Raw genomic sequence first — 24,995 nt, 5'->3', positions numbered from 1 at the left:
ACTATGCTCCTTACAGATTGGCAGTATGCCTATCAAAATTGCGCCCATTCTAACATAAGCCCTTTTTTTAGATAAAGGGCAGAGTTTTAGGTTTTTTAAGTGTTGCTTTGAGTTGTTTTTGGCTCAGGAATGACAATATCTAAGCCCACTTGTTCTTTATATAATTGTTGGATAAGTGCCATATCGTGATCTAAATCTGTCGGATAGATTTTGCCAAAAATCCCACCTTGTTTGGTTTGTGAGTTGGCATACATTAAAACGATAGGCACATTGGCTGCTTTGGCAATATGCCAAAAACCTGTACGAATTGGCTTGCGGGCTTCACCTGTTTTTGCGCGAGTTGCTTCGGGTGCGATGACCAAATTGAAATGTTCATTTTGATCAAAAAGTTCGACCATTTGCGACACAATATCTTTGTTAGATTTACGGTCTACTGGAATACCGCCGACTTTTTCTAAAATAGGTTTAAGTGGCCCTTTAAAAAGCTCTTTTTTGATTAAAGTATGAATTTTAATATCATAAATTTGGAACAGAGCAAGCGAGAGGATTGCATCCATCATTGAGGTGTGTTCAAAACCGACGATCACTTGTTTATTTTCGAGGATGTTGGGTTCTACCTGATATTGCCATCCTGCAAGTTTGAATGCGGACTCGCCTATAAATTTTTTCAACATAGATTTAACAGCTGATGAATCTGGAAATGCATAATTTCTGCTTGTTTTATATAAGAGTCAACAGAAAATTGTTTGAAATATAGCAATCTCAAGTGATGCAGTTGATATAGCGTTATATCTTTTATTGGTTTTAACTCTAAATACTTTGTTTTTAATATTAAAAATATATGAATTGAGAGAAATTAAGTCTTAAATTGAGCAAAAATGCACTATTCAAATGATTTGTAAATCATTAGACTTTGGTCGTAATTAGCTATGATTCTATTCATCATTTCACTATTCCACGCATCATGGAAGGATACTAAAGTGGCTTATTTGACGACTTTTCTTGTGGCATTGACTGTGTTGTTATTGGTCTTGGTATGGTCAATGTTTGAGTTGTTTTTAGAAGTGCGTAAAGAGAAGCGTTTAAAGTTGCATCGGGCAATGTTTCGGAAAGTGAAAGTGTAGTTTTTATATTTCAATAATAATCAAATTCGTCTGCTGACTATCTATACAGCAATTTCTGAAAATGGCTTGTGTTTTTAAAAAATCTTCGCTAGTATTCTTTGCGCTTGAACTTGTTGAAATATAACAAATTCAATTATAGGGCCTATAGCTCAGTCGGTTAGAGCAGCGGACTCATAATCCGTTGGTCGACAGTTCAAGTCTGTCTGGGCCCACCATATAAAACAACCACTTAGGTGTACTAATCCTAAGTGGTTTTTTTGTTTTTGTATTCTAGTAAGCAAATGGTAAGCAGCTTAAATCAACATTATTCTTAACTGGTTTTGTTGTGTAAAGAATTGAAAAATAGAATTTCCTGTAGTTAGTCAAATTTAAGTGACAACATGGGTATGGAGGCGATCTAATTCTGGCATGGCTTAATCACAATTTAAGTTAATACTTTGAGATGCGAATTATGATGTATATGTCCCATTTTTTAGATCAGTTTATTACAAGTTTCTACGTAAGCGTCCGGTGAACCTCATAGTTATTTTTTAATTAAGTTAGATTTACAGCAGTGTGGTCGTAATTCATCTAGTCGGGACACTTTATGTGTTGACAGCCTTTTTAGCATATCACTTAAATAGGCATAGGAATCCAATCCATTCAGCTTTGCTGACTGAATGAGGCTTATCATATTAGCCGCTCACTTACAACTGCGCAGCGAGTCAGTAAACAACCAGTTCTTACGTCCCAAGGCCTACGGACACATCTGATTTTCGATCCCTTACGAAGTAATGCTTCTTAGGTTGATTGGTAAGTTACCATCAACCAGATAGCGGTAGAGTGCCTGCCAGAGTTTTAAGCTTTAGTTGATCGTTCGAACAGTTAGAGAACTCGATAGCCGCGTTAGATGGTGTTGGTTGAGCCATTAATACAGTTGTTGCATGATCGGTTGACTATGTTGTTGACAGTAGTGGCATGAATCCGGTTATTGGCGGTTTCATGTAGCCACCGGCCAATAGGGGGCCATTGGTAACAATCAACATCTAACAGTAAACTCGAAGTCTTCAAGCTTGCTTTTAATAACACAATAAAGCTTGATTTGAGGTATCCATTAAAGCGTTCAACTTTATCTTTGATTTGTGCAGAGTAGCGCTTACATATGCTGGGGCGAAAGCCATATTTTTTAGCACAGTCGAGCAGTTTAGGGTTTCAGTATGGTGACTGGTTATAATGTTGCAAGATATTCCCTTAAGATCGATCCTGACCTTTCCTATGATATCCAAGCTCTAAAATTTCTTGGTAGAGTACAACGGCAGGAATCCATTCAGGATAAGGAGTATTTACGCGTTCAAGAAAATAAGGTTTATATGAGTCAAGAATACTTATTCTAGGTTGTAAGCCGATACTGTAGTGTGGACTTTTGCTGTAAATATTTACGCACGGTATTTTTAGATTCCGCAAGTTCTCAACTCATTACCTTAAATAAACCTTGTTTATACAGTGTTTAAACTGTAACTTCTTGCTCCAAAGTTAACATATTTGAGCAGTTCCAAATGACTACTATATTAACTAAGTGGCAGTTTTTAAATGCCGCTAGAGGGATATTTTACACTGCCGCTAAAATATTATAATTAAACCCAATTGATATATTAACTTAACCTATTGAGATGTTGTCATAATGGGGTTAATTAATTGTATGATAAATTTTAGGTATAAGCTTATTCATTAGGAAATTGTACTTTTAAATAATCTGGTTTGAGCGCCATAGCTAAAAAAATTCTCATTACTAAATGATAATTAAAATTATGTGTTTAATATAATAGTTTTTTATAAAATTTCAATTACTCAATAAGATTGTGAATATTTTTATTAGTTGTTTAAAAATTATAAATTTATATATTTTATTGATTGATATTTTAAATTTAATAAGAAAGTGGATAATGAATTGAGATTTATAAGGTGGTTATGTATGGTAATTCTTCTGAATTGAGTGGTGTTGAAGATAGATGTGATTGACTGTCCTTAAGAAGGTAATAGTTTTACTTTTGTAGTTTCATACTTTTTTTAAAAATATCTTATATAAATCAATATTATAATTGTTTTGTTAATTTTTAAAATTTTATTTAGTAGTATAGGATCATAAAAAAATCAGATATATATATATAAATTAATTAAAAAATTTAGTTTTATGTAAATGTATTAAACCAGATATCTTAATCAACATGAAACATAAAGTTAAACAAATTACTCAAGATAGATTATTGCTATCTACTAGTGAGGCTGCTCGTTTATTAGGGTATGCAGAACAAACATTACGTAAATGGGCATTGTATGAAAACGGACCAATAAGTCCTATTAGGCATGGTCGCAGTCTTCGATGGAGTAAAGCGGAAGTCTATAAATTTGCTTGTGTCAAAGAAGAAGTCTAGAAAAATTGAGATAGTTTTTCATGCTATTGGCATTCACTCTATTTAGAGGTAAAAAGCACGCAATAACAAGAAATACTATCTCATCCATAAAATTTATATACCTATTTTTTAAGAAATATCATCAGTTTAAATTGGATTTAGATTTAGGCTCTAGGCTTTGTCATGCTCAAAAAAAGTCTTAATGAAATTTTTATAGGGTAGGATTTGGAGTTAATAATGTCCAAAAAATATTCAAAATCAAAGCAAAAAGTCAAACATCGTAGTACGAGTCACTCGAAGATTGTGGTTGAAAAAACTCAATTGGACATACTTAAGACTGTACTTAATCAAACTGGCTCTAGTGTAACCCTGCAAAAGAAGGTCCAAGGCCAAATACTTACTTCAATTGCTAAACGAATCAGTGACGATCTTGAATGTTTTAAAACAGCATGTGCTTATTTACCGGATTCGATCAAGCAAGATCAGAAGGTTTGGGTTGAGGCTCAAACAAGTTATGTTTTTTGGTTCGAGCTTTTTCATTATTTAAAAAGTGCTTCAATTAAGAAGGAATCAAGAAATTATTTGTTTAACAGGATTTTTGAATATTTAAACCAAAAAGATAAGACGGAAATAAGGTTTTATATTAATAAGGAGGTGTTTAAAAAACGTGGATATTCTAATCATGAAAAATTATATAAAAGTGATTTTGTGAAATTTTTTAAATTGCCTAAGAATTTTAATGAGTATTAAGAGTTATTTTGGAGTTAATTAAAATGAGTGAAATTTTAAATCAGGAAGATCTTGAAAATCATTGTAATGATTTTGAGAAAACAATTTCTGGATATAGTGAAAGACTTGCGGTTTTAAATTTTGAATATGTTCAAGATTTTCATTTGAATTTTATAGATAAAGATAGTTTTGAAATTCTAATAGATCGCTGTGAAATGTTGTATTTTAATATTTGCAAATATCAGCAAAGAACTAAATATAAGCATATATTGGGGTTTTTGAGTATCTCGATACTATGCAATAATTCTAAAAAATTAAATAATGGTACTAGAATTGAGATAAATAATAAAACTTTTGAAATTTTAAATTATGTAATGTTTTTGTCTGGATTGCTTTTGAAGCTTGATGACTCAGAATTAAAAGTCCAAAGAATAAACTATACATTATACTTATTACTTAGAGTGGTGGGTAAAAACTTTGATAAATGTGTAGATGATGTATTAACCAATCTTGTTTTCTATTTTAGAGCAATTATAGATGTTGATCCATTAAAGCTTTCGAAAAAAGAATTTAGTAATTATGCTAAACATCACAAAGACCGAACAATTGCTACTTGTCTAGTTTTCAATGCACAGAAAAATAATCAGATTGAAAAATCATTAAATCGCTATTTAGATGAATATAGGGTGGCTGTTGAAAATCTCTACTATGATGAAAAAGTACAGGTGAATAGAAAAAAAGCTCAACCCTCACTTGAGGAAACAGAGGTTTCTATTTTAAGTTTCATTGCCCCACCTTTGATCACAGAAGGCTTCTCGGATTATTCGGATGCTCGTGCAAAGGATGATGATGATGATGATGAAGATATAAAAAAACGTGAATATGATTTTAGTCAAGATGAGAGTACACGCAGAGTATCCTCTTTTGTTGATCATCAAGTATTGCGTCGATACCTCGATCATGTACACGAACCGACTGTGAGTAATGTTTATTATATTGACCCACCTTTTTTGAAAGTTATTTATCAGGTCTTACATGACGAACTACAGAACAATAAAGACATAGAAAAATCTGCCATGGCTGCCTGTTTCTTAATGTCATTATGTACAGGAATGAGTGCTGTTGTCTTTCAATATATTGATTACTTTTTTGAAATGAAGAAATTAAAACATTCTTCTGGTCGTGATTATTATTTATGGACCGTCGATGCCGATGTTAATAAAAAGTTGGAGGGAGAAATTGCAAAAAAAGGAAATAGGCAGAATAAACATTCCAGTTGGACATTCCAAATTCCTGCAATGTGGATTGATCGAATCAAAAAAGCGCAACTAAGTGGCTATACAAACACCGATTTTAATCAGTATTTGAAAGAGTGTTTCTTTGGTTATTGTATTGGAAATCTATCTGTTACTCATATCGCCTCGCAGCTTTCATTTCATTTACATCGAATTTGTGAAGATGATTTACAAAAGAATTTTCTCATTGGTAAACAAGTTTCACATCAACCTGATCTGGCATACGGTGGTTTTTCTTATAAACAGTTAAATGATTCGTATGAGAAATACGTATGGCTTTGGTTTCAGAATAAACATGAGAGTCATGTGCTAGATCGTCCTCAATTCATTCAAGCTAAAAGTGATGAACGTGTAGGAAGTCAGCGAGCTTGGTCATTTAATCAGGCGAAAAAATTCTTAAATTCACTGAACAACCAGGTCATTGAGGTATTGAGGGATAAGAAATCAATTGAAGAACGATTTAATGCTTTCAGTGTCTGGATTTGGATTTGTTGTCTTTTATCCTCAGGAGCACGCCCAGCAATTGCTGCATCGAGTATCAAGGAGAACTATGACTTCATTACAGGCATAGTCTACATTCATGATAAAAATAGCCAATCACGACGTCATGGCCGCTTTTCACCACTGACTGAATTTTTTGCTAACGAATTAAAGCTTTATGAAAAATTCATTATAGACCTTATGGATTCAGGGATGTTAACTAAAAGTGAGGATAACTACTATCTTCATTATTGGAAGAAAAATGCAGGATTCATGAATATAAAAATAAGTCCTTTAACTCAGAAAGATGTGGCTTCTTACCTTGCACGGAACTTCCCTGAAATAGAGCCGTTATACCCCAATTGGATTCGACATTTTGTAAGAAATACCCTTGATTTGCCAGATGCAGTTTTCAAGTCATGGTATGCGCATGATCAACAAGGTGAAATTGGATTTTCTAAATCATCATCTTTACAGCCATATGCTTACAAAACTCAAATTCAGGATGCTTTAAGCAAGCTTTTTAAAGATCTTGAACTCATATCTGTGGGGATTTCTTTATGAATAATGAAAAATTAGAGAGATTTTCAAAATTAAAGCAAGAATTGGAATCTATGGCAAAGAGCATATTTGAAAGTATTTCAAATATGCTAGTTGAAGAGGTTGTGGAGCATAATTTAAAGCTTAAGCTTGACGATAAAATTAAAGAGAAGATATATAAGGCGAGAGCCAAAGTTAATAAATACTTCAAATCACTAAAATTGGATGCTGATGAGTTAAAAGCTGGATGGCAATATTGGTCAGATTTATGTGTTCAAAATAAACATGAGATTGAATTAAAGATACAATGGTTGGCTGGTAATTATGATATACCACTGATTCAAACCAGCTCTTTCCCACCTAATATCAAAGATATTGAATCTACGCAAACTAAACTGCAGAGTGGAAGGGAATTACATGATTTTAAGCTAAAGCTGCATGATTTTTGGCAAAAGCAATTACCACATTGGCTTAAGACAAGTAAATTCAATCCGTATGCGACATTCGAACAAAAACAATTTCTACTTCGTCAGTTCTTATTGGCTCTCATTTTTGACTGTGGATGTCGGACACGAGCTGATTTGCTCTCAATTTTAAAATCAGTGAGGGAAACATATTCGAATGATAGAGTTTCCCCATTTGAATTATCTGGTGGTCTTGTATCTGTATATGGTAAAGATATTTCAAAATTTGCTTGCTTATATAGTTATCCTCTAGAAAATTCGTCTTATGCAAATTTAATTTACGATGAAAAATCATACCAAGTTAAACAAATTTATCTGACCCCAATGAGTTTTTTGATGTTGATTCGACTTGTAAACGAGATTGAGTTAGAAACACAACCAGAAAAAAGACAAGTAGATCAAGAATTGGTGCAATTGATTGATTCTATAATCAATCTAAATAGGGAAATGTTAGATCAAAAAATCTTATCGGGCTTACAAGATGTAGATCACGAACATGCTGTTATTAAAATTTTTTCAAAGAATAGATATAAGCTTTTTGATCATTTAGATTACGTGCAATATTTTGGAACGAAAAATACATTAGATGGTTTTCTTATTGCTTTATCTAAGGGAGTTTTTAATTACTCGGCGCTTTCTTATTCATCCTTAAAAGCACTGGAAGGAATTGATAAACATCACAGTACTCAGACGTCTAAAAAAAAGAGCATCAATCAAGCTGTTGTAGATAATTTTTACTATACGGAATTGAAGAAGGCTAAGTTGGAGCAGATTCGAAATTTGAATACTGATTATCACTGTGCCGCAGATATTAAAAAGAGTTTAGTAAGAAACTTGGATGTTAATAATGTGAGTGTGAGTGAAGTTATAGCTGAATTTTCAAAGGATCTTAGCTTGCTTCAAAACAGTTATTCTTCCCAGCAATATAGCTCGTCAAAAGATATCGCTCTTGTTAGTGTTCAGATTGTGGTGATTACTTGGTATTTGGAGTGCCTGAAAGAAATAAAATCGATTGACTCTGGTAAAAGTAAAAAAGGTATTAAGCTGAGTTCTTTAGATACCTATAAATCATCATTTATTGACGAACTTTTTCTATATGTTGTGAGTAATGATTTAGACCTTCAAGCCATAGATGAAGAAGAATTTGAAGAGATCTACAGTCATATTTTGGCTGTCAAATCCATTGGCGATCGTAGCAAGAAAAACAGAAAACATTCACAAAATGGGAGGGAGATTAAACATAATAGTTATGGGCATGCGGTAAGTAATCTAAAAAAATTTCACAATAGCTTAATACGTAATTTTGGTGCTCCTCGTGTTAATTATTTAGATCAACTGCAATCAACTGATTTGCAAGTGTGTAGAACGTCCTATGTTACTCCAGTAATGTTTAATCAATTTAAAAATTTAATAGCTGTCCAAACTCAGTTGACCAAAGACCAGAAGAACATACTTAAAGTCATTTGTACTCTTGCGTATAGAACGGGGCTAAGACTCAATGAAATTTTGGGATTAAAGTTAAGTGATTTAGCTATGATAAATTTTAAATATAAAACAATTGGTTATGATCCTCATTATTATTTTATCAATGAAAAACATGAAATTTGCAAAATTTTTATCCACAATAATTATACTCGTCAGATTAAAACCACTAATGCAAAACGGGGAATGTGCCTGGATCAATTACTGACTAAAGCTGAGTTAATGTCAGTTATTCATTTGATTAACAAAAAAATGAAGGTGCCTATTAATCAAAATACATTAGGTGCCAAAGATTGTTTGATTTTCTCTGAAGAGGGTGGGAGTATTTCACCTCGATCTGTGAGTCAATTGATTAAGAAGATATTTGATCAGTTATTGTTGAACCAAGCACACGACTATTCATTTCATAGCTTTAGGCACACTGCTGCGACCAATCTAGCTTTAGTTTTGAAAGGAACAGATTCACTGATCAAATCTTGGACTGATTATTCACCAGAGCAAGTTCGCAAAATTAAAAGCTATCTACTTTATAGTCTAGATCATGCTGATGTTCGTACTGATGTATGGAGGAAGCTTGCTCATCTTATGGGGCATTCTTCTATTGAAATGACGGTAAATCATTATTTACATTTTGGACCATTATTGGTTGCTGATGCGCAATGTATAGAAGAGAGTAAAGTATCTGCAAAAATAGTCAGAGCTTTATTGCCGGTTAAATTATTTAGTAAACAGTTAAATACATCGCAAGTGACAGAAAAAATTACTCTAAAAAGTATTGTAGAAAAATTGAATTCAAGCTCGAGAATAATTCAAGAAATGATATTTCCAGATCGTTTTATTACTTATGTCGCAGAGCAAGAGGTGATCGAAGAAGATCAAGACATGATGGTAAGACGTCAGCTTATGGCAAGCTTCAATCATATTTTGAACGCTCTATCAGGTAGAGAGGTGGATACTTTAATCAGTACAATAGGGAGTGATGTAGCTGTAAAACTCTATGCAAATCGTCACTTTCAACATAAGAAGGTTCAGAAATCCCCAAGTGCTCTAGATCGATTATTAAGGCATATAAACCGGAATAAGACAGCTAATTTATTAGTTGTTGAAAATTATCAGTGTTTCAATTGTTTAATGAGTGATAGCTTTGTACTTGATTACTTTCAGCGCCGTATACGATTAATTGATGCACGTATGGAAGTTTATATAAAGAGTGAAAAAGATTACCAGGAATTTAGTAGGTTCTTAGGCAAACTAGGAAAAGTGGATCCATCTGCATTTGATAAAAGAATCAGTGTTTCCAAAACTTGGAAGGAAGTTGAAGTAGAACTAAAAAAAGCGAAGAGTAAAAAAGGTGTGAATGTAGAAATTAAGAATAAGAATTTTAAGGACAACACATGCCAAAAAATCTTTAGCACTTTATTTTTACTATGTGTATATCGTCAGAGAAATATGAAGCAGAGTTCTGGCTTGATTACATAGTTTTGCTAGTGTAGTCGCTATGTGAGGATTAGTAGATATGGCTTGTTTCCGAAAAATGTTAAATAATCAGAGTAGTAGATAGGAAATGGGCTTAAAAATATGAGGACTAAAACCATATGTTGAATTAAAAAATCAGCATTTTAATCCTCATGTTTAATAGTATCGAATTATTCTACCCTTGATGATCGAATCGGTTTAAGCCGGATTTTGTTTATTTGAATCTGGCTTTTTTTTAGCAGATTAAGCAACAAACCTAATGATTCAATCAAGATTATTCTTTAGTTATTGATGGCTTTGTTGCATAAACATTCAAAAGCCGAATTTCCCCCAAGCCGTTCAAATTTAAGTGACAACTCGGGTATGCGGTCTACCTAATTCCGTGAATTTATTTAATACTGCTACACGTGCATGTATTTCATTGACCTGACTTTGAAAATGTCTTGCAGTCAGTCTATCCCCCAATAATTTGATGCAATGCATCCTGGTTTCCACCAAACTGCGACGATGATAGCTCGACCATTTTTTCCATAGTGTCCTGCCTAAATGTTTAACCGTTTGAAGTAATTCATTGCGCTCTAGTGAGTGAGGCTTAGTATCTTTCCAGGGTTTAGCATTTTTTCTGGGTGGAATCACTGATCCTAGACAAAATAATGGACAGCACGTCCCTCTAAAGATAACGTAACTTTAATCTTTGGAGATTCAAGAAATGGCTAAACGTTTTAGTCCCGAATTTAAACAGCAAGCGATTGATTATGCACTTTCAAACTCACACGAGTCTGTAGCTGCAATCGCCCAGAAATTAGGTGTGGGTTATTCAACATTAGATAAATGGATTCGTGAAACCAATCCGGCAGGTTCAAGCAAACGTCAACTTTCACCAGAACAACAGCGGATCGTGGAATTAGAGAAAGAAGTCAAACAGCTCAAGGAAGCCAATGACATCTTAAAAAAAGCGCATGTGTACTTTCTAACAGATCATGCCAAGAAAAGTACACGGTAATTCAAGATCTAGATATGAATGAAGTCACCGTATCTTCTGCCTGTAAATACCTAGGTGTCAGCACTTCAGGCTATTATGCCTGGCGAAAACGTCAAGCCAATACGGCACAGAAATATAATGACTTAAAAGCCGTATATTGGCAGCATCATGCACGATTGGGTGCACCTTCATTAGTACATGACATGCATGATTTAGGTTACAACATGAGCGAACGTACTATTGGAAGGATGCTAAAAAAGCTTGGTTTACGTAGCAGGATTGCACGTAAATACAAGCATACGACTGATTCAACCCATCGTTTGCCTACAGCACCCAACTTGTTGGATCGCCAATTTACAGTTACTCAGCCTAATAAAGTCTGGACAACAGACATTACCTATATCCGCACTAAAGAAGGTTGGTTGTATTTATGTGTGATGCTAGATTTATTTAGCCGTCGTATCGTGGGGTGGCAAACCAGCCATCGAATAGACCGCCAGTTGGTGTGTGATACGTTTAACTATGCAATGGCTCGTCAGGGTTATCCAACTGGTGTTATGGTGCATTCACTTGCGAAGCAGTGCTTCTCAGGCTCACAGTACTGTAGTCGTGATTTTAGAGCGCTGTTACTGAAAAATGATTGTACTCAGAGTATGTCTAGACGTGGAAACTGTTGGGATAATGCAGTGACTGAAAGCTTCTTTCATACATTAAAAGGTCATGTGGTACATGGCAGTGTGTTTTCGACTCGAAAAGAAGCGAATGCTGTCTTGTTTGACTATATTGAAATTTATTACAATCGAGTCAGAAGACATTCTGCAAACGGCTGGTTAAGTCCAGAAGCCTTTGAACAGAAATATATTAAAAGTTTAGAGGGGCTGGTTGTCCACGATACTGTCTAGGATCAAACCGCATGTGCATGCCGATCGGAAATTACCTGCCGGCAGTGTTTCGTGTCATAAGCCCCATCCGTATAGACCGAATCAATTTGCTCATCTTCAGGGATCTGATCAAGTAAATCCCCCAGCACTTGTGAATCGCTGACATTATTTGTCTTCAGCTGAACCGCACGTATTTGCAGGGTTTCAGCATCAATCCCAATATGTAATTTACGCCATTGGCGACGATATTCTGGCTGATGTTTCTTACGCTTCCATTCGCCTTCACCTAAAAATTTTAACCCCGTAGAGTCGATGAGTAGATGAAGTCCATCACTGCTTTTTTGATAACGAATTGAAATGTCGATATGCTTTTGTCGTCTACAGATCGTGGAATAATCGGGTGCGGTCCAATTTAAGCCACAGAGCTTAATAAGGCTTTGAACAAAGCCTGTCTCCATGCGCAAAGAGAGCCGAAATAGAGATTTCATCATGAGGCAGCATTGAATTGCTGAATCGGAATAGGTTTGATTTCGTCCTGGTTTGCCTGTTGATTGTGCATACCATTGGGTCGCAGGGTCAAACCAGATCGAGATATTTCCTCGATTGATTAAAGCTTGATTGTAGGAGGACCAATTGGTTGTACGATAAATTTTAGGTGCGGGCTTATTCATCTAGCAATTATTGCTGAATAAGCTTTTAGCAGAGGTTTATGCAACAAAGCCGTTATTGATATTAAGATGACTGTACCTGATCTAATGTATTTAGACTTGGATTTGCATCAATTTCACGTTTTAATTTTTCTCTTAATTTTTTTTGATGATGTTTAGCTATAATAGGTATAAGAATAATATCGAGGATCACCCAGAAAATTAAAAGACCCATAAAAGTAGTACTTATAGTAGGATCAAATGTAGATGAGACAAATGGAAAAATAAATGTAAAAATTGTAAGTCCCAACATTAATAATCCAGACAGCCATCTACCTAGATACATTCTATGAATTCCTAAAATATTGAATAAAACTAATAGAATATATGCAATAGCGATAGATTTTTTTTGGTTATTGATCATCGTCTCTAATAAAATTTGCTTCTGTGTTTCATTATTCATGATAATTACCTGGTGGTGTTCTAAAAAGTATGCTTACTTAAAAAGGCGGCAACGAGGCACAATTCGGTTATATTTAAATGTGTGAAAATCGAAATAGAACTTCATTGTCCTCGATGCCAGAGTACAAGTATAAAGAAGAATGGCATTAAACGCGATGGCAAGCAAAACTACTGTTGCAAAGAATGTAATAGGCAGTTTATTGGTGATCATAATTTGACGTATTTAGACTGTCATTCAAATGCTGTAAAGCAAATTTTGTTCATGTTGGCTCGATGCTGTGGAATCCGTGATATTTCAAAAATCACAAGTTTTAGTATAGGTAAGATTCTTAAAACTTTAACACAGTCTAATTATGAAATTAAGCCAAAGCAAACTCACTATAAGTGCTTAGAAGTAGACGAGTTTTGGACATTTGTAGGCGATAAAAAGAGTAAACATTGGTTGCAATATGTTTACGATCGAAACAGTGGAGAAATCGTTGCATTTGTATGGGGTGGAAGAGATGCGATTACAGCACAAAGGTTAAAAAAGCGTATTGAAGAGTTAAACATTACCTATGATTGTATGTCGAGTGATCACTGGGAAAGTTTCATCAAAATATTTAAACCCGATCAGCAAGGTAAATTTCATACGGTAGGAATAGAAGGCAATAATTGCCGATTAAGGCACAGAATTAAACGAGCAGTAAGAAAAACCTGTTGTTTTTCAAAGAAGGTATTGAATCATGTAAAAGCTTTCAATCTTGGATTTTTTTACATTAATCATGGGTTTGTATAGTGGTGTTAAAATGATCAGCATACATTTTGAAACACCACCAGTTTTTAATACCTTAAAGGTTATGATATTATTTTAATGAGAGAAGCTCAGAGTATCTTGAGGAAGTCCTCAGTTGATATTTCTTGTTCCACGTAAAAAAACACCATTTTGATCTGCTTTCATTTTTTTAATGGAAATACCTTGGAGTTTATTGATCTCGAGTAGATCTTTAAGTATTTGATCTACAAATTTATTCCTTCTATTATCTTCTGAATCTAAATGAATTGACATGAATTTCTCCTGGTTCATGGCGTAGAATCTAAATCATCAGTCATCCAGGAAATTTGACATTAGAGTTGGTTTGAATTGGTTTAATACGAGTATGACAATTTAAACTTCGATGATCAAATTTTCTCTAAACCCATTTTTTCCTTGCTCTTGTGGATAGCCTAAAGGATTAATCACTAATCTACATCCGTCGACTACAGCATCAACTGATGTATGCGTATGCCCTGAAATCCAAAGTTTAAAGCCTTTAACATCCAAGTCATTTATAAAATAAGGATTAAGGGCTGATGCAACAGGATGTTTACCCCAATACGGATCAAGACAGGCTAAATGAGGAGGGAAATGAGTAATGACGATTACATTGTCTAGCCCTTTAAACTGCATAATATTTTGATGATATCGTTGAAATAGTGCAATGTAGTCATCAGCTGTTATAGCTCGATTATCGCTACTTATCATGATTTGATCAAAATCATAAATAGATTGTTCAGCATCTTCTTTAAATTTTTGCAGTTCGTTAGTGGTTGTACGAGTTGAGTTGGAACGAAAGTTCGTAAACAATGTGCCGCCAACAAATATTTTATCCTGTATCTTGATATGGTTGTCATCAAGCAGAGCATTTTGAGGATAATTTTCTCTTAAAAAGTCTACGACTAAATTGTAGTTTGAGCAGTAATAATCATGATTACCTAAAACAAAAATAAAGTTCTTATTCAGGTTTTTACATTTTTCTGCAAATTCAATAGCACCACTCAGGCGATTCGAAAAATCCCCAGCGTGAATAATCACGTCAGCCTCATCTAGTATAGAATATTGAGAATTGTGGGTGTCTGATAAGATTTGCAGTTTCAATCTACTTCCTTTATTAAATCACGCTGCTCAAATATATAGAGTTTTATTCTAATCAGTTTACATCAACGAAATGTTGTATAAATTATAAGATACTCATCTGTATTCATAACCCTTAAAGAATATAGTTAATTTTTTGAATCAGTTGATCAAATATTGATCATAAAATTTGACCAATTGAATTTATGCACATAAGATAAAGATGTTACAGCAAAATCTGTGACCAGGCGTGGAAACCTGTTACTCAACGAACTAAAGAGTCGCTTTTAGTGGCTCTTTTGTGTCTACATGGCGCTTTTATGGTAAGCCAAGTAGGGCAGTCTTTGACTGGCCGTTTCGTTGAGCGGTATTTCCACACCCTATTTGGTTTGCCTCCATCTCGTGGAAAGGATGTTGGCAAACAACAATTAATCAACGAGGCTTCAAATGAAAAATTATCCCATCCCTATTTTTATTATCTCTAGCAAAAAAGTACTTTTGAATTAATCACCTGTTTTAATTCTAACAACCTACTTAAATTTTAAATTAATGCCTTCATAATTTCGTAATTACACGAGATATAGAGAAGTATTGCCTAGAGAAAATAAAATGGCCCGTACTAAGCTTTTAACCAATATTATTCAAAGAAAAATGATGGTGCCTGACGAAATGTCCCACTCAAATCTGCACCATAACTTTGAAATATCACTTTATGACTTCGCCAACCATGAGATCCTAGAAAAACTATATAAAGCAGACAATCAACGCTCCACAGAGTGTTGGAGCCCTGCTGAAATTCAGGAGTTTATTCTAAACTGTTTGAATGATCGTAATGTCAATTTATGCGTTCGCTATTGGAAAGATGCTGCTGGTAATATTTATATCATCGATGGTGGGCACAGGATTTCAATTATCTATGCTTGGATCAAAAGATACTTTATTGATGAGCAAGTAATAGGAGCCCCAAAATTCACGGCACCACAAAAACGAGATATTCGTCAGATTCGTAATCGATTAGGTGGATTAGCTGATTTTCAAGAGTTATGTAGCGATTCTGAGTTTCAGCAAAAATTAAAATCAACCAAAATTAATTTTATTGAAGTCATTGGGACACCTGAGGAAGCTCGAAAAGCCTTTTGTTCAATCAATTCGGATACGAAACGATTAGATCCAGATGAAGAATATCATTTACAAAATAGGGGAAGTGATGCTTTTTATGTGATTTATGCATGTTGTTATATAAACGATAATAAATCCAACTTGGCTGAACTGAATTACGAGCGGATAAATGAAGTGATCACTTTGGGTGAGCAAATTCATGATCATCTTTTTAAGATAATACTTTTAGAGCCAGATTTAACACACGGTAAAAAAATCGGCTTGGTCAATGAACTCCTGAATATCATGTTTGGTGATACTAGTCAGAATACTGTGAATATAGACCAAGGTCAGCGTGTAGAAAATTTAATGCTAAAACTTAGAGTTGTGCTGTGTCGTATCGCTACACCAGCAATTAGTATTCGGATTCCAAGTTTGGGCTTACACCCAAAACTATATTTTTATAAAGATAATCGTTTTCAAGTGACATCCTTTTTGGCCTGGTTCTCTATCGTCTGTGAAATTGAAAAAGACTGTTTTGAAATACAGAATAAAAAGATAGATTTTATTGGATTTACTCGAGCACGCCGTGGTGTTGAAAGTTTAATTGAAAAAATTCCTGTGGCGATTAAAGAAACTGTCGGTAAGTTTGGTAGCGGGATCAAATCACATGAGCGATTGAAGAACGTGTATCAGGCCTTTATCTGTATTGGACTGAATATGGATTTAGATTTTGAAGATGAAGTTTGTTTGAACACCGTCATTCTTTCGATGAGTCAATCATTTGATTATATTAATTTTAATGATTTTTACCTTGACCGTTTTGGTGGTGATTATGATGAGAGTATTGTTGATGATGTTGTGAGCTTTGTGCAATCAGTAAGATCATCAAAGAAGAAAAAACCTCTAAATTTTTCACTAGCGGCCAAAAGAAACCTGTATCAACGTGAGGAAAGGAAAACTTGGAGCTATTGCGAAGTATGTGATAGTGCTTTATACCTTGAATCGACTGAAGTAGATCATCGTGAATCGAAAGCAGAAGGTGGTTACGGCGTCTTAGAAAATGGAGCAATTATTCACCCGATATGTAATCGTTTTAAGTCAGATCGTGCTTTGGAAGAAGTAAGAGCAGATTTATTTGACTAAAAAGATAAGGGAGCAAATGCTCCCTTATTTTTTTGTTTTTTAGTAGACTGGGGTTAGTATTTAGCCTAAGCAACCAATATGAAAACAATAAACTATTACAACCAATACGCAGATCAATTTTTACAAGCCACGTTGTATGTGGATATGGAAAGCCTATACCAACCATTTTTAGCTGAGTTGCCAGATTCAGCACGCATCCTGGATTTAGGCTGTGGCTCAGGGCGTGACAGTTTGGCTTTTAAAAATAAAGGCTATCAAGTTGATGCTATCGACTATTCTGAAGTATTGGTCGAACGAGCGAGCCAACTGACTGGTATCGCTGTACAGCAGCAAAGTTTTTATGAGCTTGATATGCACGATGTTTATGATGGGGTATGGGCATGTGCCTCTTTACTACATTGTGCTCGTAATAGACTCCCTGATGTTTTAAAACGTATTCATGCTGCATTACGCCGTGGCGGTGTGTGCTATATGTCTTTTAAATATGGAACAGCAGATAGAGTAAAAGGCGGTAGGGCGTTTACTGACTTAAATGAAGAGCAGGCTCAGGAATTGTTAGACCAGTTGAATGGGGTTAGGGTATTAAAACAGTGGATTACAGTAGATCAGCGACCTGATAGACAAGAAAAATGGCTTAATCTTCTTTGGAAAAAAAATGCCTGACTTTATTCCTACTGCACAGGAACAGCTTAAGTTCCTTAAAAATATTCAGCTGATTTTGCAGTCGGGTAGTTTTAGTAGTACCTATAAATTTGCATTGCTGATTAGCCTAAGCCGATTAGCTATTGAAAAAGGTGAAGATTCAGGTGAGAGTCTATCACTCGAATATACGGATATTGCAGAGAAGTTTATCGAGCTGTATTGGAAGCAAGCGGTACCCTATACCTTTAATGATGAAGGGCAGCTGATTTTAAATCAGAACAATGGTAAACAAGCTGCCATTGTGAATCGCATTATACAGCTTCGGCAAAGCTACTCTTCTTTGGGGTTATTAAGACGAGATTCATTGGTGTGGTTGAAGCTAGTTAAAGATGTCGCTCGCACTGTAAAAGACATGCCAGTCCGCTACTTGCAAAACATCAATGGTCAAAATTTTGAGTTTTTATATCAGCTTGATCGGTGTGGAAAGCAGCTCATCCTTTTGCCTCAAGTCATGTTTTGCTTACGACAGTTCAGTGAAATCATCGAAGAGCTTTGCCAGAAACGCTGGATTGACTATATACGTAAGAACAGCAGCAATGCACCTATTTTGAATCAGTTGCCGAATCTTGAACAATTCATGTTTGAGCCGAGTCGGAACCAATTAAATGCTGTGGCTAATGTGTTGGTCGAGCTACAGGACTGTAAATGCTTCTACTGCAATAAACCGATGCGCAATAGCAATTACGCCGTTGATCATTTCATTCCATGGTCTATGTATCCATCAGATACAGGTCATAACTTCGTATTGGCAGATTCAAGCTGTAATTCTAAGAAAAGTAATCTACTCGCATCTGATGAGTTTTTGCATAAATGGCAGGAGCGAAATGAAGAGCAGAATTTGATTATTGTTGACCGGATATCAGTGCTCGGTTTTTTGACGGATAAAGAGCGGTCGCATAAGGTGGCTGAGTGGGCATATAGTCAGGCTAGAGAAAATAATTATATATTTTTTAAAAAATAAAATTATAAATTTCAATCTCTTAAATTTTAACCAATAATTCTTTAAAAATATTACCTAGAGTACGATTGACATCGTATTAAAAAAGATCTAAATTCGAATAATGAAATATTGATCGTAATCAAAATACGACTGAAAACGTACTTGGAGGTATATATGGGTGATAAGAAGAAATTAATAGATATAGCATCTATTCAATCAGGATTGAGTGCTGCAAATCAGCGAGAGATGTCAGAGGCAAAACCAGGCTTTGTAGAAGTTGTTTGCTTAACTGGAAATAACCTATCGGAAAATGGGCTAGTGAAATTGAAAGACAGTGAGCTGAAAAAGGTTTATGTCGAGCAAAGTCGTTTGGAAGGTCATATATTGCAGGATCAAGACATTCTACTGATGGCACGAGGAACGAACTTTCGTGCAGCCCTATTGAAAGAATATCACTTGAATATTCCTAGTATTGCATCCCCGAATGTATTTGTGATTCGTTGTGGAGAGAAGATATTAGCTGAAGTACTAGTGAGTTTTATTAATAGTGGTCATGGGCAGGCATTGATGGACGAGATTGCAATTGGATCGACTGTACGCAGTTTATCTATTGCAGGTCTTAAAAATTTAGAAATCTCTATTCCTGAGATAGGACATCAAAAATTAATCACTTCTATTTTTTATGCAAATATTGAGGCTTTAACTCTTCTAGATAAGCTCAAAGTGCAACAGCTTATTGCCGTTGAAGCTAGTTTACAGCAATTGATGGTGTGAGGGGTTAAACATGAAAACGAATCAATTTGATTTAAAAGCACGTATTAAACAAAGCTTAGATGCGTTGCATCTGTTCCAAAAAGCAGAACATGCTCCTGAATTACTGACGTTAGCAGCTTATGTTTCTTTTGTTGATATCGAATTTGCTGCATCCTTCGAGAAGTTGAGTAAGGCAAAAGTAAAAGAAGAATTGCAGAAATTCTTACACCATTCTGACTTAAAGTTTGTTCATCACTTACTCTCTGATAAAGTTGAAGAGGTTGAATTTTCTATCTTAACTCGAACATTTATTGAAGCCTCTTCAGCTTATGATAACCAACAAGCATATGGCAAGGCACTTGCCCATGAGCTGCCAACCTTATTGTCTAATGAATTTTATTATGAGTTTTTTACGAGTAATGAAAATTTAGCAAACCTTGTTTTAGCGATTATTGATAGCCAACCTATTAAGCGTTTTTATGATGGGGCATGTGGTATAGGCTTAGTTGCATCGCAGTTAAATGCTGAAGAGTATTATCTACGAGATATTAATCAGTTACCGATTGCTATTGCAGAAGTAATTTTTAAATTAGCAGGTAAAAAACTGAATTGCCAACTTCAAGATTCCTTAACTGAAAACGAATTGTCCAACGAAGTTGATTTAGTTGTCACTACACCGCCATTTGGAGAACGAATTAATCCAAATGCAATAAAAACAACGCCGTATTTAAGACAACTATTTAAAGCCATGCCAACCAATGCCTCAGATAGCGCATGGATTCAGCAAGCCTTATATCAGTTAAATGATACAGGGAGAGCGTTTATCCAAGTTCCATCTGGGTGGTTGTTTCGAGGGGGCTATGATCTCGCTTTGAGAACTGAGCTTTTAGAAAATGATTGGATTGATACGATTATTTTGTTACCTAAAGGCTTTATGCAACATACCAAAATTGAAACAGTTTTGTTGGTGTTGAATAAGGGAGCAAAACAGCATGATGGGATCAAAATGATCGATATTAGTGACCATGTAAAACAGCGAACCGTTTTACGTCCTATCCTATCAGAGGAATCGATTAAACATATTGCGTCAGTATTCCATGGGCAAGATGATCCTGATATTTGTAAGATTGTGACGGTAGATGAAATTCGTTCAAAAGACATGAATTTGAGTTTCAATAAATATTTTATCAATGAAATTGAAGTCACAAGGTTTGATTTAGCGAAAGAGAAAGCGAAATTAGAAATGCTTGAACAGGAATATCAAGCAGCGAAAGTTAAGCTTAATCAGTTGTTGAGCCAAATTTAAAGGAGAGCTGTCATGTACGATACCAAGCATGTTCAAAAACGATCACAACAGCGTGGCATTACCAAAGACATGATCAACTTTACTTTAGATCATGGTGTCATCCAAGGCGATCGATGGTTCCTGAATCGTAAATTATTGAATGAGAAAATTCATGAACTTGAAGCTCAATTGAAAGTTGCTAAGCGACTCAGAGATAAAGGTGGTGTAGTTGTAGTCGCAGAGGGAGAAGCTTTGCTCACGACTTATGATTACGATAGCCGAAATATGGCGTATTAAGGTGCGGTTCAAAAGTCTCGAGCATAAGAAAGTTTTTTGAATTAATAATTGGCGACAATTTATGTCGTTAAGCGAAAAAAACGGCCATTTACTAAAGCTTATTCAAAAGTAAAATAAGTTTGAGTAAATGTAAGGTATTACAAAATATGTATTTTTAGGTTGAAATATGGATCATTCAGTTCATAACAAATTGGTTTCATTTATCTGGTCTATCGCTGATGATTGTCTTCGAGACGTCTATGTACGTGGTAAATATCGTGATGTGATTTTGCCGATGGTGGTATTACGCCGTCTGGATACTTTATTGGAGCCGACCAAAGATGCAGTACTCGAAGAAGTCCGCTACCAACAAGTCGAAATGGAACTCACCGAGTTCGATGATGAGCCACTGAAAGAAGCATCAGGCTATGTATTCTATAATACTTCTAAATGGACATTACGTTCGCTGTATACCGCAGCATCAAACAACCCTGAAATTTTATTGGCGAACTTTGAAGAATATTTAGAAGGTTTTAGCGACAACGTTAAAGAAATTATTCAGTGCTTTAACCTTTACGCTCAAATTCGGCATATGTCGCATAAAAATGTGCTGTTAGATGTAGTTGAGAAGTTTTTATCACCATACATCAACTTAACCCCTGAAGATGCTGTCGACCCAGATGGCTACCGTTTACCTGCATTGACTAACTTAGGTATGGGTTATGTCTTTGAAGAATTAATTCGTAAATTTAACGAAGAAAATAACGAAGAGGCGGGTGAGCACTTTACGCCACGTGAAGTGATTGAGTTAATGACGCATTTTGTCTTTGACTCCATCCAAGAAAAGTTACCATTAACCATTACAGTATATGACCCTGCTTGCGGTTCGGGTGGGATGCTGACAGAAGCTCAAAACTTTATTGAAGAACGTTATAGCGTGGAAAATGGCAACCGTGATGTGCTTTTGTATGGTAAAGAGATCAATGACGAGACGTATGCGATCTGTAAGTCAGACATGATGATTAAGGGCAATAACCCTGAAAATATTCGTGTTGGTTCAACACTGACAACAGATGAGTTTGTCGGCACCAAGTTTGACTTCATGCTCTCTAACCCACCGTATGGTAAGAGCTGGGCATCTGAGCAAAAGCATATTAAAGATGGTTCAGATGTCATTGATCCACGTTTCATCGTGAAATTAAAAGACTATTGGGGCAATGAAGAAAGCTGTGATGCTACACCACGTTCAAGCGATGGTCAGCTTCTGTTCCTGATGGAAATGGTCAATAAGATGAAATCGCCTGAGCATAACGGCATTGGTGGTCGTATTGCCTCAGTTCATAACGGTTCAAGCTTATTTACCGGTGATGCAGGTGGTGGTGAAAGTAATATTCGTCGTTATATCATCGAAAATGATTTACTTAATGCGATTGTGCAGTTACCAAATAACTTGTTCTATAACACGGGTATTACCACCTATATTTGGTTGTTGTCGAATAACAAACCAGTACAGCGCAAAGGCAAAGTACAACTGATTGATGCAAGTTTGATGTTCCGTAAGTTGCGTAAAAACTTGGGCAATAAAAACTGTGAATTTGCGCCTGAACATATTGCTGAAATTATGCAGACTTATCTTGCAGGTCAAGATGTAGAACGTCAGCTTGATGCAAAAAATGATCCTATAGGTATTGCAAGCAAGGTGTTTGATAACCAAGACTTTGGTTATTACAAAGTTAATATTGAGCGTCCAGACCGCCGTAGCGCACAGTTTAGTGCAGAGCGTTTGCAAGGCTTACGTTTTGATAAGTCATTGTCTGAGCCAATGGAATATATGTATAGCACTTATGGCGATGATATTTATAGCGATGCGAAGCTTGATGCGGTGAAAAAAGAAGTCTTGGCATGGTGCGAAGATCAAGAGATTACGCTGAACAATAAAGCCCAAGCCAAGCTGTTTGATGTGAAACATTGGAATGCTTTGAAAACAGCATTGGACAATGCGTTAAGCATCATGCAACAGGTGGGTACAGATGAGTTCTCAGACTTTAACCTGTTTAAGAAAAAAGTGGATGAAGCAATCAAAGCTTTAAAGATTAAGCTGTCGAATTCTGAAAAGAACAACATTTTAAATGCGGTCAGTTGGTATGACGAAAACGCAGAAAAAGTGGTGAAAAAAGTTGTGAAGTTCAATGACGCTGAGCTTGTCGATTTAGTTGAACACTTGGGTTGTACAGAAGCTGATTTAGCCGACTTTGGCTATTATGCAACGGCGAAAAAAGGCGAGTTCACCACGTATGAAAGCAATAGCGACTTACGTGATAGTGAATCTGTACCGTTAAAACAGCAGATTCATCAATATTTCTTAGATGAAGTGAAACCGCATGTGGCTGAAGCGTGGATTAATCTGGATTCTGTGAAGATTGGTTATGAGATTAGCTTTAATAAGTATTTCTACCAGCATAAGCCGTTGCGTTCTTTAGAAGATGTGGCTCAGGATATTTTAAGTCTTGAGAAACAAGCCGATGGTTTGATTGCACAGATTTTGGGTCTTTAAGGGAAAGTATGATGTTTGAAAAATATGATGCTTATAAAGATTCAGGTATGGATTGGATTGGTGAAATTCCACATGATTGGAATGTCGTAAAACTTAAGCACTTACTACAAGAACCTCTCAAATATGGAGCTAATGAATCAGGTATAGAATTTTCAGAGGATTTACCTAGATACATTAGAATCACTGATTTTAATGATGATGGAAAGTTGGATGAAAAAAACAAATTATCTTTGACTTGGAAAAAAGGTAAAGATTATTTGTTGGATGATGGCGATATTCTGTTAGCAAGAAGTGGTGCATCAGTTGGTAAAAGTTTTTTGTTTAAATTAGAATATGCAAATGAAAAAGCTTTTTGTTTCGCAGGTTATTTAATTAAAGCTAAAGCGGACATTAACAAAATTATTCCAAAATATCTATATCTGTATTTAAATTCAGAAGTTTTCTTTGAATGGAAAAATTTGATTTTCAATAAAGCTACTATTGAAAATATCGGTGCAGATAAATACTCTGAATTTTTTGAACCGTACCGGGTTTGTCGGAGACCAACTTTCTTGAGAGAATGTTCCAATGACAAAACCAAAATATACCCCTGAAATCAGAGAAAGAGCGGTTCAATTATTGATTGAATCTGAAAAAGATTATCCTTCTACTTGGGCTGCAATCACAGCTATTGCACCTAAGATTGGTTGTACTCCTGAAACATTGCGTGTTTGGTATTTAAAGCATATGGATCAACTAAATCCTGCCAAAGTACAACAGATATCTGACCAAGAAAAAATGAAGCAAATGGAACGTGAAATTAAAGAATTAAAACGTGCCAATGAAATTCTACGTAAAGCAGCCGCTTTTTTCGCCCAGGCGGAGCTCGACCGCCCACACAAATAATGGTGGATTTTATCCAGAACAATAAAGATCGATATGGTGTTGAAGCGATTTGTAGAATTTTACCGATTGCAGCTTCGACCTATTATCGGGCTTTAGATCTCGCTGACAATCCAGAACATCGAGCGAAACGTGCTCTGCATGATTTACATCATGCAGAGCAAATCAAACGTATTTGGAAAGAAAGTTTAGGTCGATATGGTGTGCGTAAGGTCTGGCAACAATTGAAACGTGAAGGTTATGTTATCGCACGTTGTACAGTTGCTCGATTGATGCAGAAGCTAGCTATACAAGGTGTTTGGCGAGGTAAGAACAAACAAACCACCCGTAGCCGAGATGACCAAAAACGAGCAGATGATTTAGTGAAACGTAATTTTACTGCTGATCATCCTGACCAACTGTGGGTCAGTGACTTTAGTGTGCCGCAGCAAGCGGCGTAAGAGATGAGGGTATGGCCCCTCGCTATCGGCTTGCAGGAGCAGGTAGCAAACCACCATAAGCGGCTTGGATCAAAAGTCCCGGTCGTGAGCGTTA

19 protein-coding genes, 1 tRNA gene, 5 pseudogenes and 1 other annotated feature are annotated in these 24,995 nt (G+C 35.5%); of the genes and pseudogenes, 17 read left to right on the top strand and 8 right to left on the bottom strand.

Features of this window, described 5'->3' with window-relative positions; translation table 11 throughout:
* Window positions 1-95: 95 nt before the first annotated feature.
* The gene (locus FTU71_RS11630) at window positions 96-674 is read right to left on the bottom strand and encodes a 1-acyl-sn-glycerol-3-phosphate acyltransferase (protein ID WP_131261328.1); all 579 of its coding nucleotides are present in this window, start codon (window positions 672-674) and stop codon (window positions 96-98) included.
* Between the two features lie 306 nt (window positions 675-980).
* Between FTU71_RS11630 and FTU71_RS11625 the strand changes: the two genes are divergently transcribed.
* Both FTU71_RS11625 and FTU71_RS11620 read left to right on the top strand, forming a co-directional pair.
* On the top strand, window positions 981-1,124 hold the full coding sequence (locus FTU71_RS11625) for a hypothetical protein (protein WP_154320842.1): 144 nt from the start codon (window positions 981-983) through the stop codon (window positions 1,122-1,124).
* A gap of 138 nt (window positions 1,125-1,262) precedes the next feature.
* A tRNA-Ile gene (locus FTU71_RS11620) sits at window positions 1,263-1,339 on the top strand.
* A 308-nt stretch (window positions 1,340-1,647) separates the two neighbouring features.
* Here FTU71_RS11620 and FTU71_RS11615 read toward each other — a convergent pair.
* Window positions 1,648-2,088: pseudogene (locus FTU71_RS11615) on the bottom strand (transposase domain-containing protein); the annotation flags it as partial.
* Window positions 2,073-2,607 (bottom strand): annotated as a pseudogene (locus tag FTU71_RS11610) (IS21 family transposase); the annotation flags it as partial. The pseudogenes FTU71_RS11610 and FTU71_RS11615, both read right to left, overlap by 16 nt.
* A gap of 721 nt (window positions 2,608-3,328) precedes the next feature.
* Between FTU71_RS11610 and FTU71_RS11605 the strand changes: the two are divergent.
* From FTU71_RS11605 to FTU71_RS11590, 4 genes are all read left to right on the top strand, one after another.
* Window positions 3,329-3,535, top strand: coding sequence for a helix-turn-helix domain-containing protein (locus tag FTU71_RS11605; protein ID WP_010111312.1), 207 nt, complete (start codon window positions 3,329-3,331; stop codon window positions 3,533-3,535).
* Window positions 3,536-3,751: 216 nt separating this feature from the next.
* Window positions 3,752-4,264, top strand: a complete 513-nt coding sequence (locus FTU71_RS11600; protein WP_131262052.1) for a hypothetical protein — start codon at window positions 3,752-3,754, stop codon at window positions 4,262-4,264.
* 23 nt (window positions 4,265-4,287) lie between these two features.
* Window positions 4,288-6,582 carry a hypothetical protein gene (locus FTU71_RS11595; RefSeq protein WP_180112023.1) on the top strand — a complete coding sequence of 765 codons (2,295 nt, stop codon included), beginning with the start codon at window positions 4,288-4,290 and terminating at the stop codon, window positions 6,580-6,582.
* Window positions 6,579-9,983, top strand: a complete 3,405-nt coding sequence (locus tag FTU71_RS11590; protein WP_180112022.1) for a tyrosine-type recombinase/integrase — start codon at window positions 6,579-6,581, stop codon at window positions 9,981-9,983. The genes FTU71_RS11595 and FTU71_RS11590 overlap by 4 nt, the downstream gene beginning before the upstream one ends.
* 342 nt (window positions 9,984-10,325) lie before the next feature.
* On the opposite strand, the pseudogene FTU71_RS11585 reads toward FTU71_RS11590, so the two are convergent.
* Window positions 10,326-10,619 (bottom strand): annotated as a pseudogene (locus FTU71_RS11585) (transposase); the annotation flags it as partial.
* A 70-nt stretch (window positions 10,620-10,689) separates the two neighbouring features.
* On the opposite strand from FTU71_RS11585, the gene FTU71_RS11580 reads away from it, so the two are divergent.
* Window positions 10,690-11,864, top strand: a protein-coding gene (locus FTU71_RS11580; protein ID WP_180112021.1) for an IS3 family transposase whose coding sequence is annotated in 2 segments (ribosomal slippage) — window positions 10,690-10,924 and window positions 10,924-11,864 — 1,176 coding nt in all. Because the reading frame shifts where the segments join, the coding sequence is not laid out codon by codon here.
* Window positions 11,865-11,869: 5 nt separating this feature from the next.
* Here FTU71_RS11580 and FTU71_RS11575 read toward each other — a convergent pair.
* Together FTU71_RS11575 and FTU71_RS11570 are read right to left on the bottom strand one after the other, a co-directional pair.
* Window positions 11,870-12,514, bottom strand: a pseudogene (locus FTU71_RS11575) (IS5 family transposase); the annotation flags it as partial.
* Between the two features lie 61 nt (window positions 12,515-12,575).
* The gene (locus FTU71_RS11570; RefSeq protein WP_178319131.1) at window positions 12,576-12,953 is read right to left on the bottom strand and encodes a TM2 domain-containing protein; all 378 of its coding nucleotides are present in this window, start codon (window positions 12,951-12,953) and stop codon (window positions 12,576-12,578) included.
* Window positions 12,954-13,034: 81 nt separating this feature from the next.
* Here FTU71_RS11570 and FTU71_RS11565 point away from each other — a divergent pair, with 81 nt between their 5' ends.
* Window positions 13,035-13,730: an IS1 family transposase gene (locus tag FTU71_RS11565; RefSeq protein ID WP_178319132.1), complete on the top strand. Its 696-nt coding sequence runs from the start codon at window positions 13,035-13,037 to the stop codon at window positions 13,728-13,730.
* Between the two features lie 108 nt (window positions 13,731-13,838).
* On the opposite strand, the gene FTU71_RS11560 is transcribed toward FTU71_RS11565, so the two are convergent.
* Together FTU71_RS11560 and FTU71_RS11555 are read right to left on the bottom strand one after the other, a co-directional pair.
* Window positions 13,839-14,000 (bottom strand): hypothetical protein, encoded by a 162-nt coding sequence (locus FTU71_RS11560; RefSeq protein ID WP_257222481.1) that lies wholly within the window; start codon window positions 13,998-14,000, stop codon window positions 13,839-13,841.
* 99 nt (window positions 14,001-14,099) lie between these two features.
* Complete coding sequence (locus FTU71_RS11555; protein WP_010111329.1) at window positions 14,100-14,849, bottom strand: metallophosphoesterase; 750 nt, start codon at window positions 14,847-14,849, stop codon at window positions 14,100-14,102.
* Window positions 14,850-15,434: 585 nt separating this feature from the next.
* Between FTU71_RS11555 and FTU71_RS11550 the strand changes: the two genes are divergently transcribed.
* The 9 genes and pseudogenes from FTU71_RS11550 to FTU71_RS11510 form a co-directional block, all read left to right on the top strand.
* Window positions 15,435-17,069, top strand: coding sequence for an HNH endonuclease (locus tag FTU71_RS11550; protein WP_180112020.1), 1,635 nt, complete (start codon window positions 15,435-15,437; stop codon window positions 17,067-17,069).
* A gap of 78 nt (window positions 17,070-17,147) precedes the next feature.
* Window positions 17,148-17,732, top strand: coding sequence for a class I SAM-dependent methyltransferase (locus FTU71_RS11545; protein WP_180112019.1), 585 nt, complete (start codon window positions 17,148-17,150; stop codon window positions 17,730-17,732).
* Window positions 17,725-18,732 carry an HNH endonuclease domain-containing protein gene (locus FTU71_RS11540; protein ID WP_180112018.1) on the top strand — a complete coding sequence of 336 codons (1,008 nt, stop codon included), beginning with the start codon at window positions 17,725-17,727 and terminating at the stop codon, window positions 18,730-18,732. The genes FTU71_RS11545 and FTU71_RS11540 overlap by 8 nt, the downstream gene beginning before the upstream one ends.
* Before the next feature lie 153 nt (window positions 18,733-18,885).
* On the top strand, window positions 18,886-19,485 hold the full coding sequence (locus FTU71_RS11535) for a restriction endonuclease subunit S (protein ID WP_168418603.1): 600 nt from the start codon (window positions 18,886-18,888) through the stop codon (window positions 19,483-19,485).
* Window positions 19,486-19,495: 10 nt separating this feature from the next.
* Window positions 19,496-20,770 carry an N-6 DNA methylase gene (locus FTU71_RS11530; RefSeq protein ID WP_168418602.1) on the top strand — a complete coding sequence of 425 codons (1,275 nt, stop codon included), beginning with the start codon at window positions 19,496-19,498 and terminating at the stop codon, window positions 20,768-20,770.
* A 12-nt stretch (window positions 20,771-20,782) separates the two neighbouring features.
* The gene (locus tag FTU71_RS11525) at window positions 20,783-21,046 is read left to right on the top strand and encodes a DUF4258 domain-containing protein (RefSeq protein WP_178319137.1); all 264 of its coding nucleotides are present in this window, start codon (window positions 20,783-20,785) and stop codon (window positions 21,044-21,046) included.
* A 166-nt stretch (window positions 21,047-21,212) separates the two neighbouring features.
* Entirely contained in the window at window positions 21,213-23,579 is a 2,367-nt protein-coding gene (locus FTU71_RS11520; protein ID WP_180112017.1) for a class I SAM-dependent DNA methyltransferase, read from the top strand.
* 11 nt (window positions 23,580-23,590) lie between these two features.
* Entirely contained in the window at window positions 23,591-24,172 is a 582-nt protein-coding gene (locus FTU71_RS11515; protein ID WP_180112016.1) for a restriction endonuclease subunit S, read from the top strand.
* A pseudogene (locus FTU71_RS11510) lies at window positions 24,147-24,889 on the top strand (IS3 family transposase); the annotation flags it as partial. The gene FTU71_RS11515 and the pseudogene FTU71_RS11510, both read left to right, overlap by 26 nt.
* Window positions 24,422-24,538: a sequence feature (AL1L pseudoknot), on the top strand. (Overlaps the previous pseudogene by 117 nt.)
* Window positions 24,890-24,995: the final 106 nt, after the last annotated feature.

The organism is Acinetobacter sp. YH12136, assembly GCF_013418545.1.
Classification (GTDB): Bacteria; Pseudomonadota; Gammaproteobacteria; order Pseudomonadales; family Moraxellaceae; genus Acinetobacter; species Acinetobacter towneri.
Note: the sequence above shows the minus strand (reverse complement) of the source record. Positions and strands in the feature narration are given on the sequence as shown.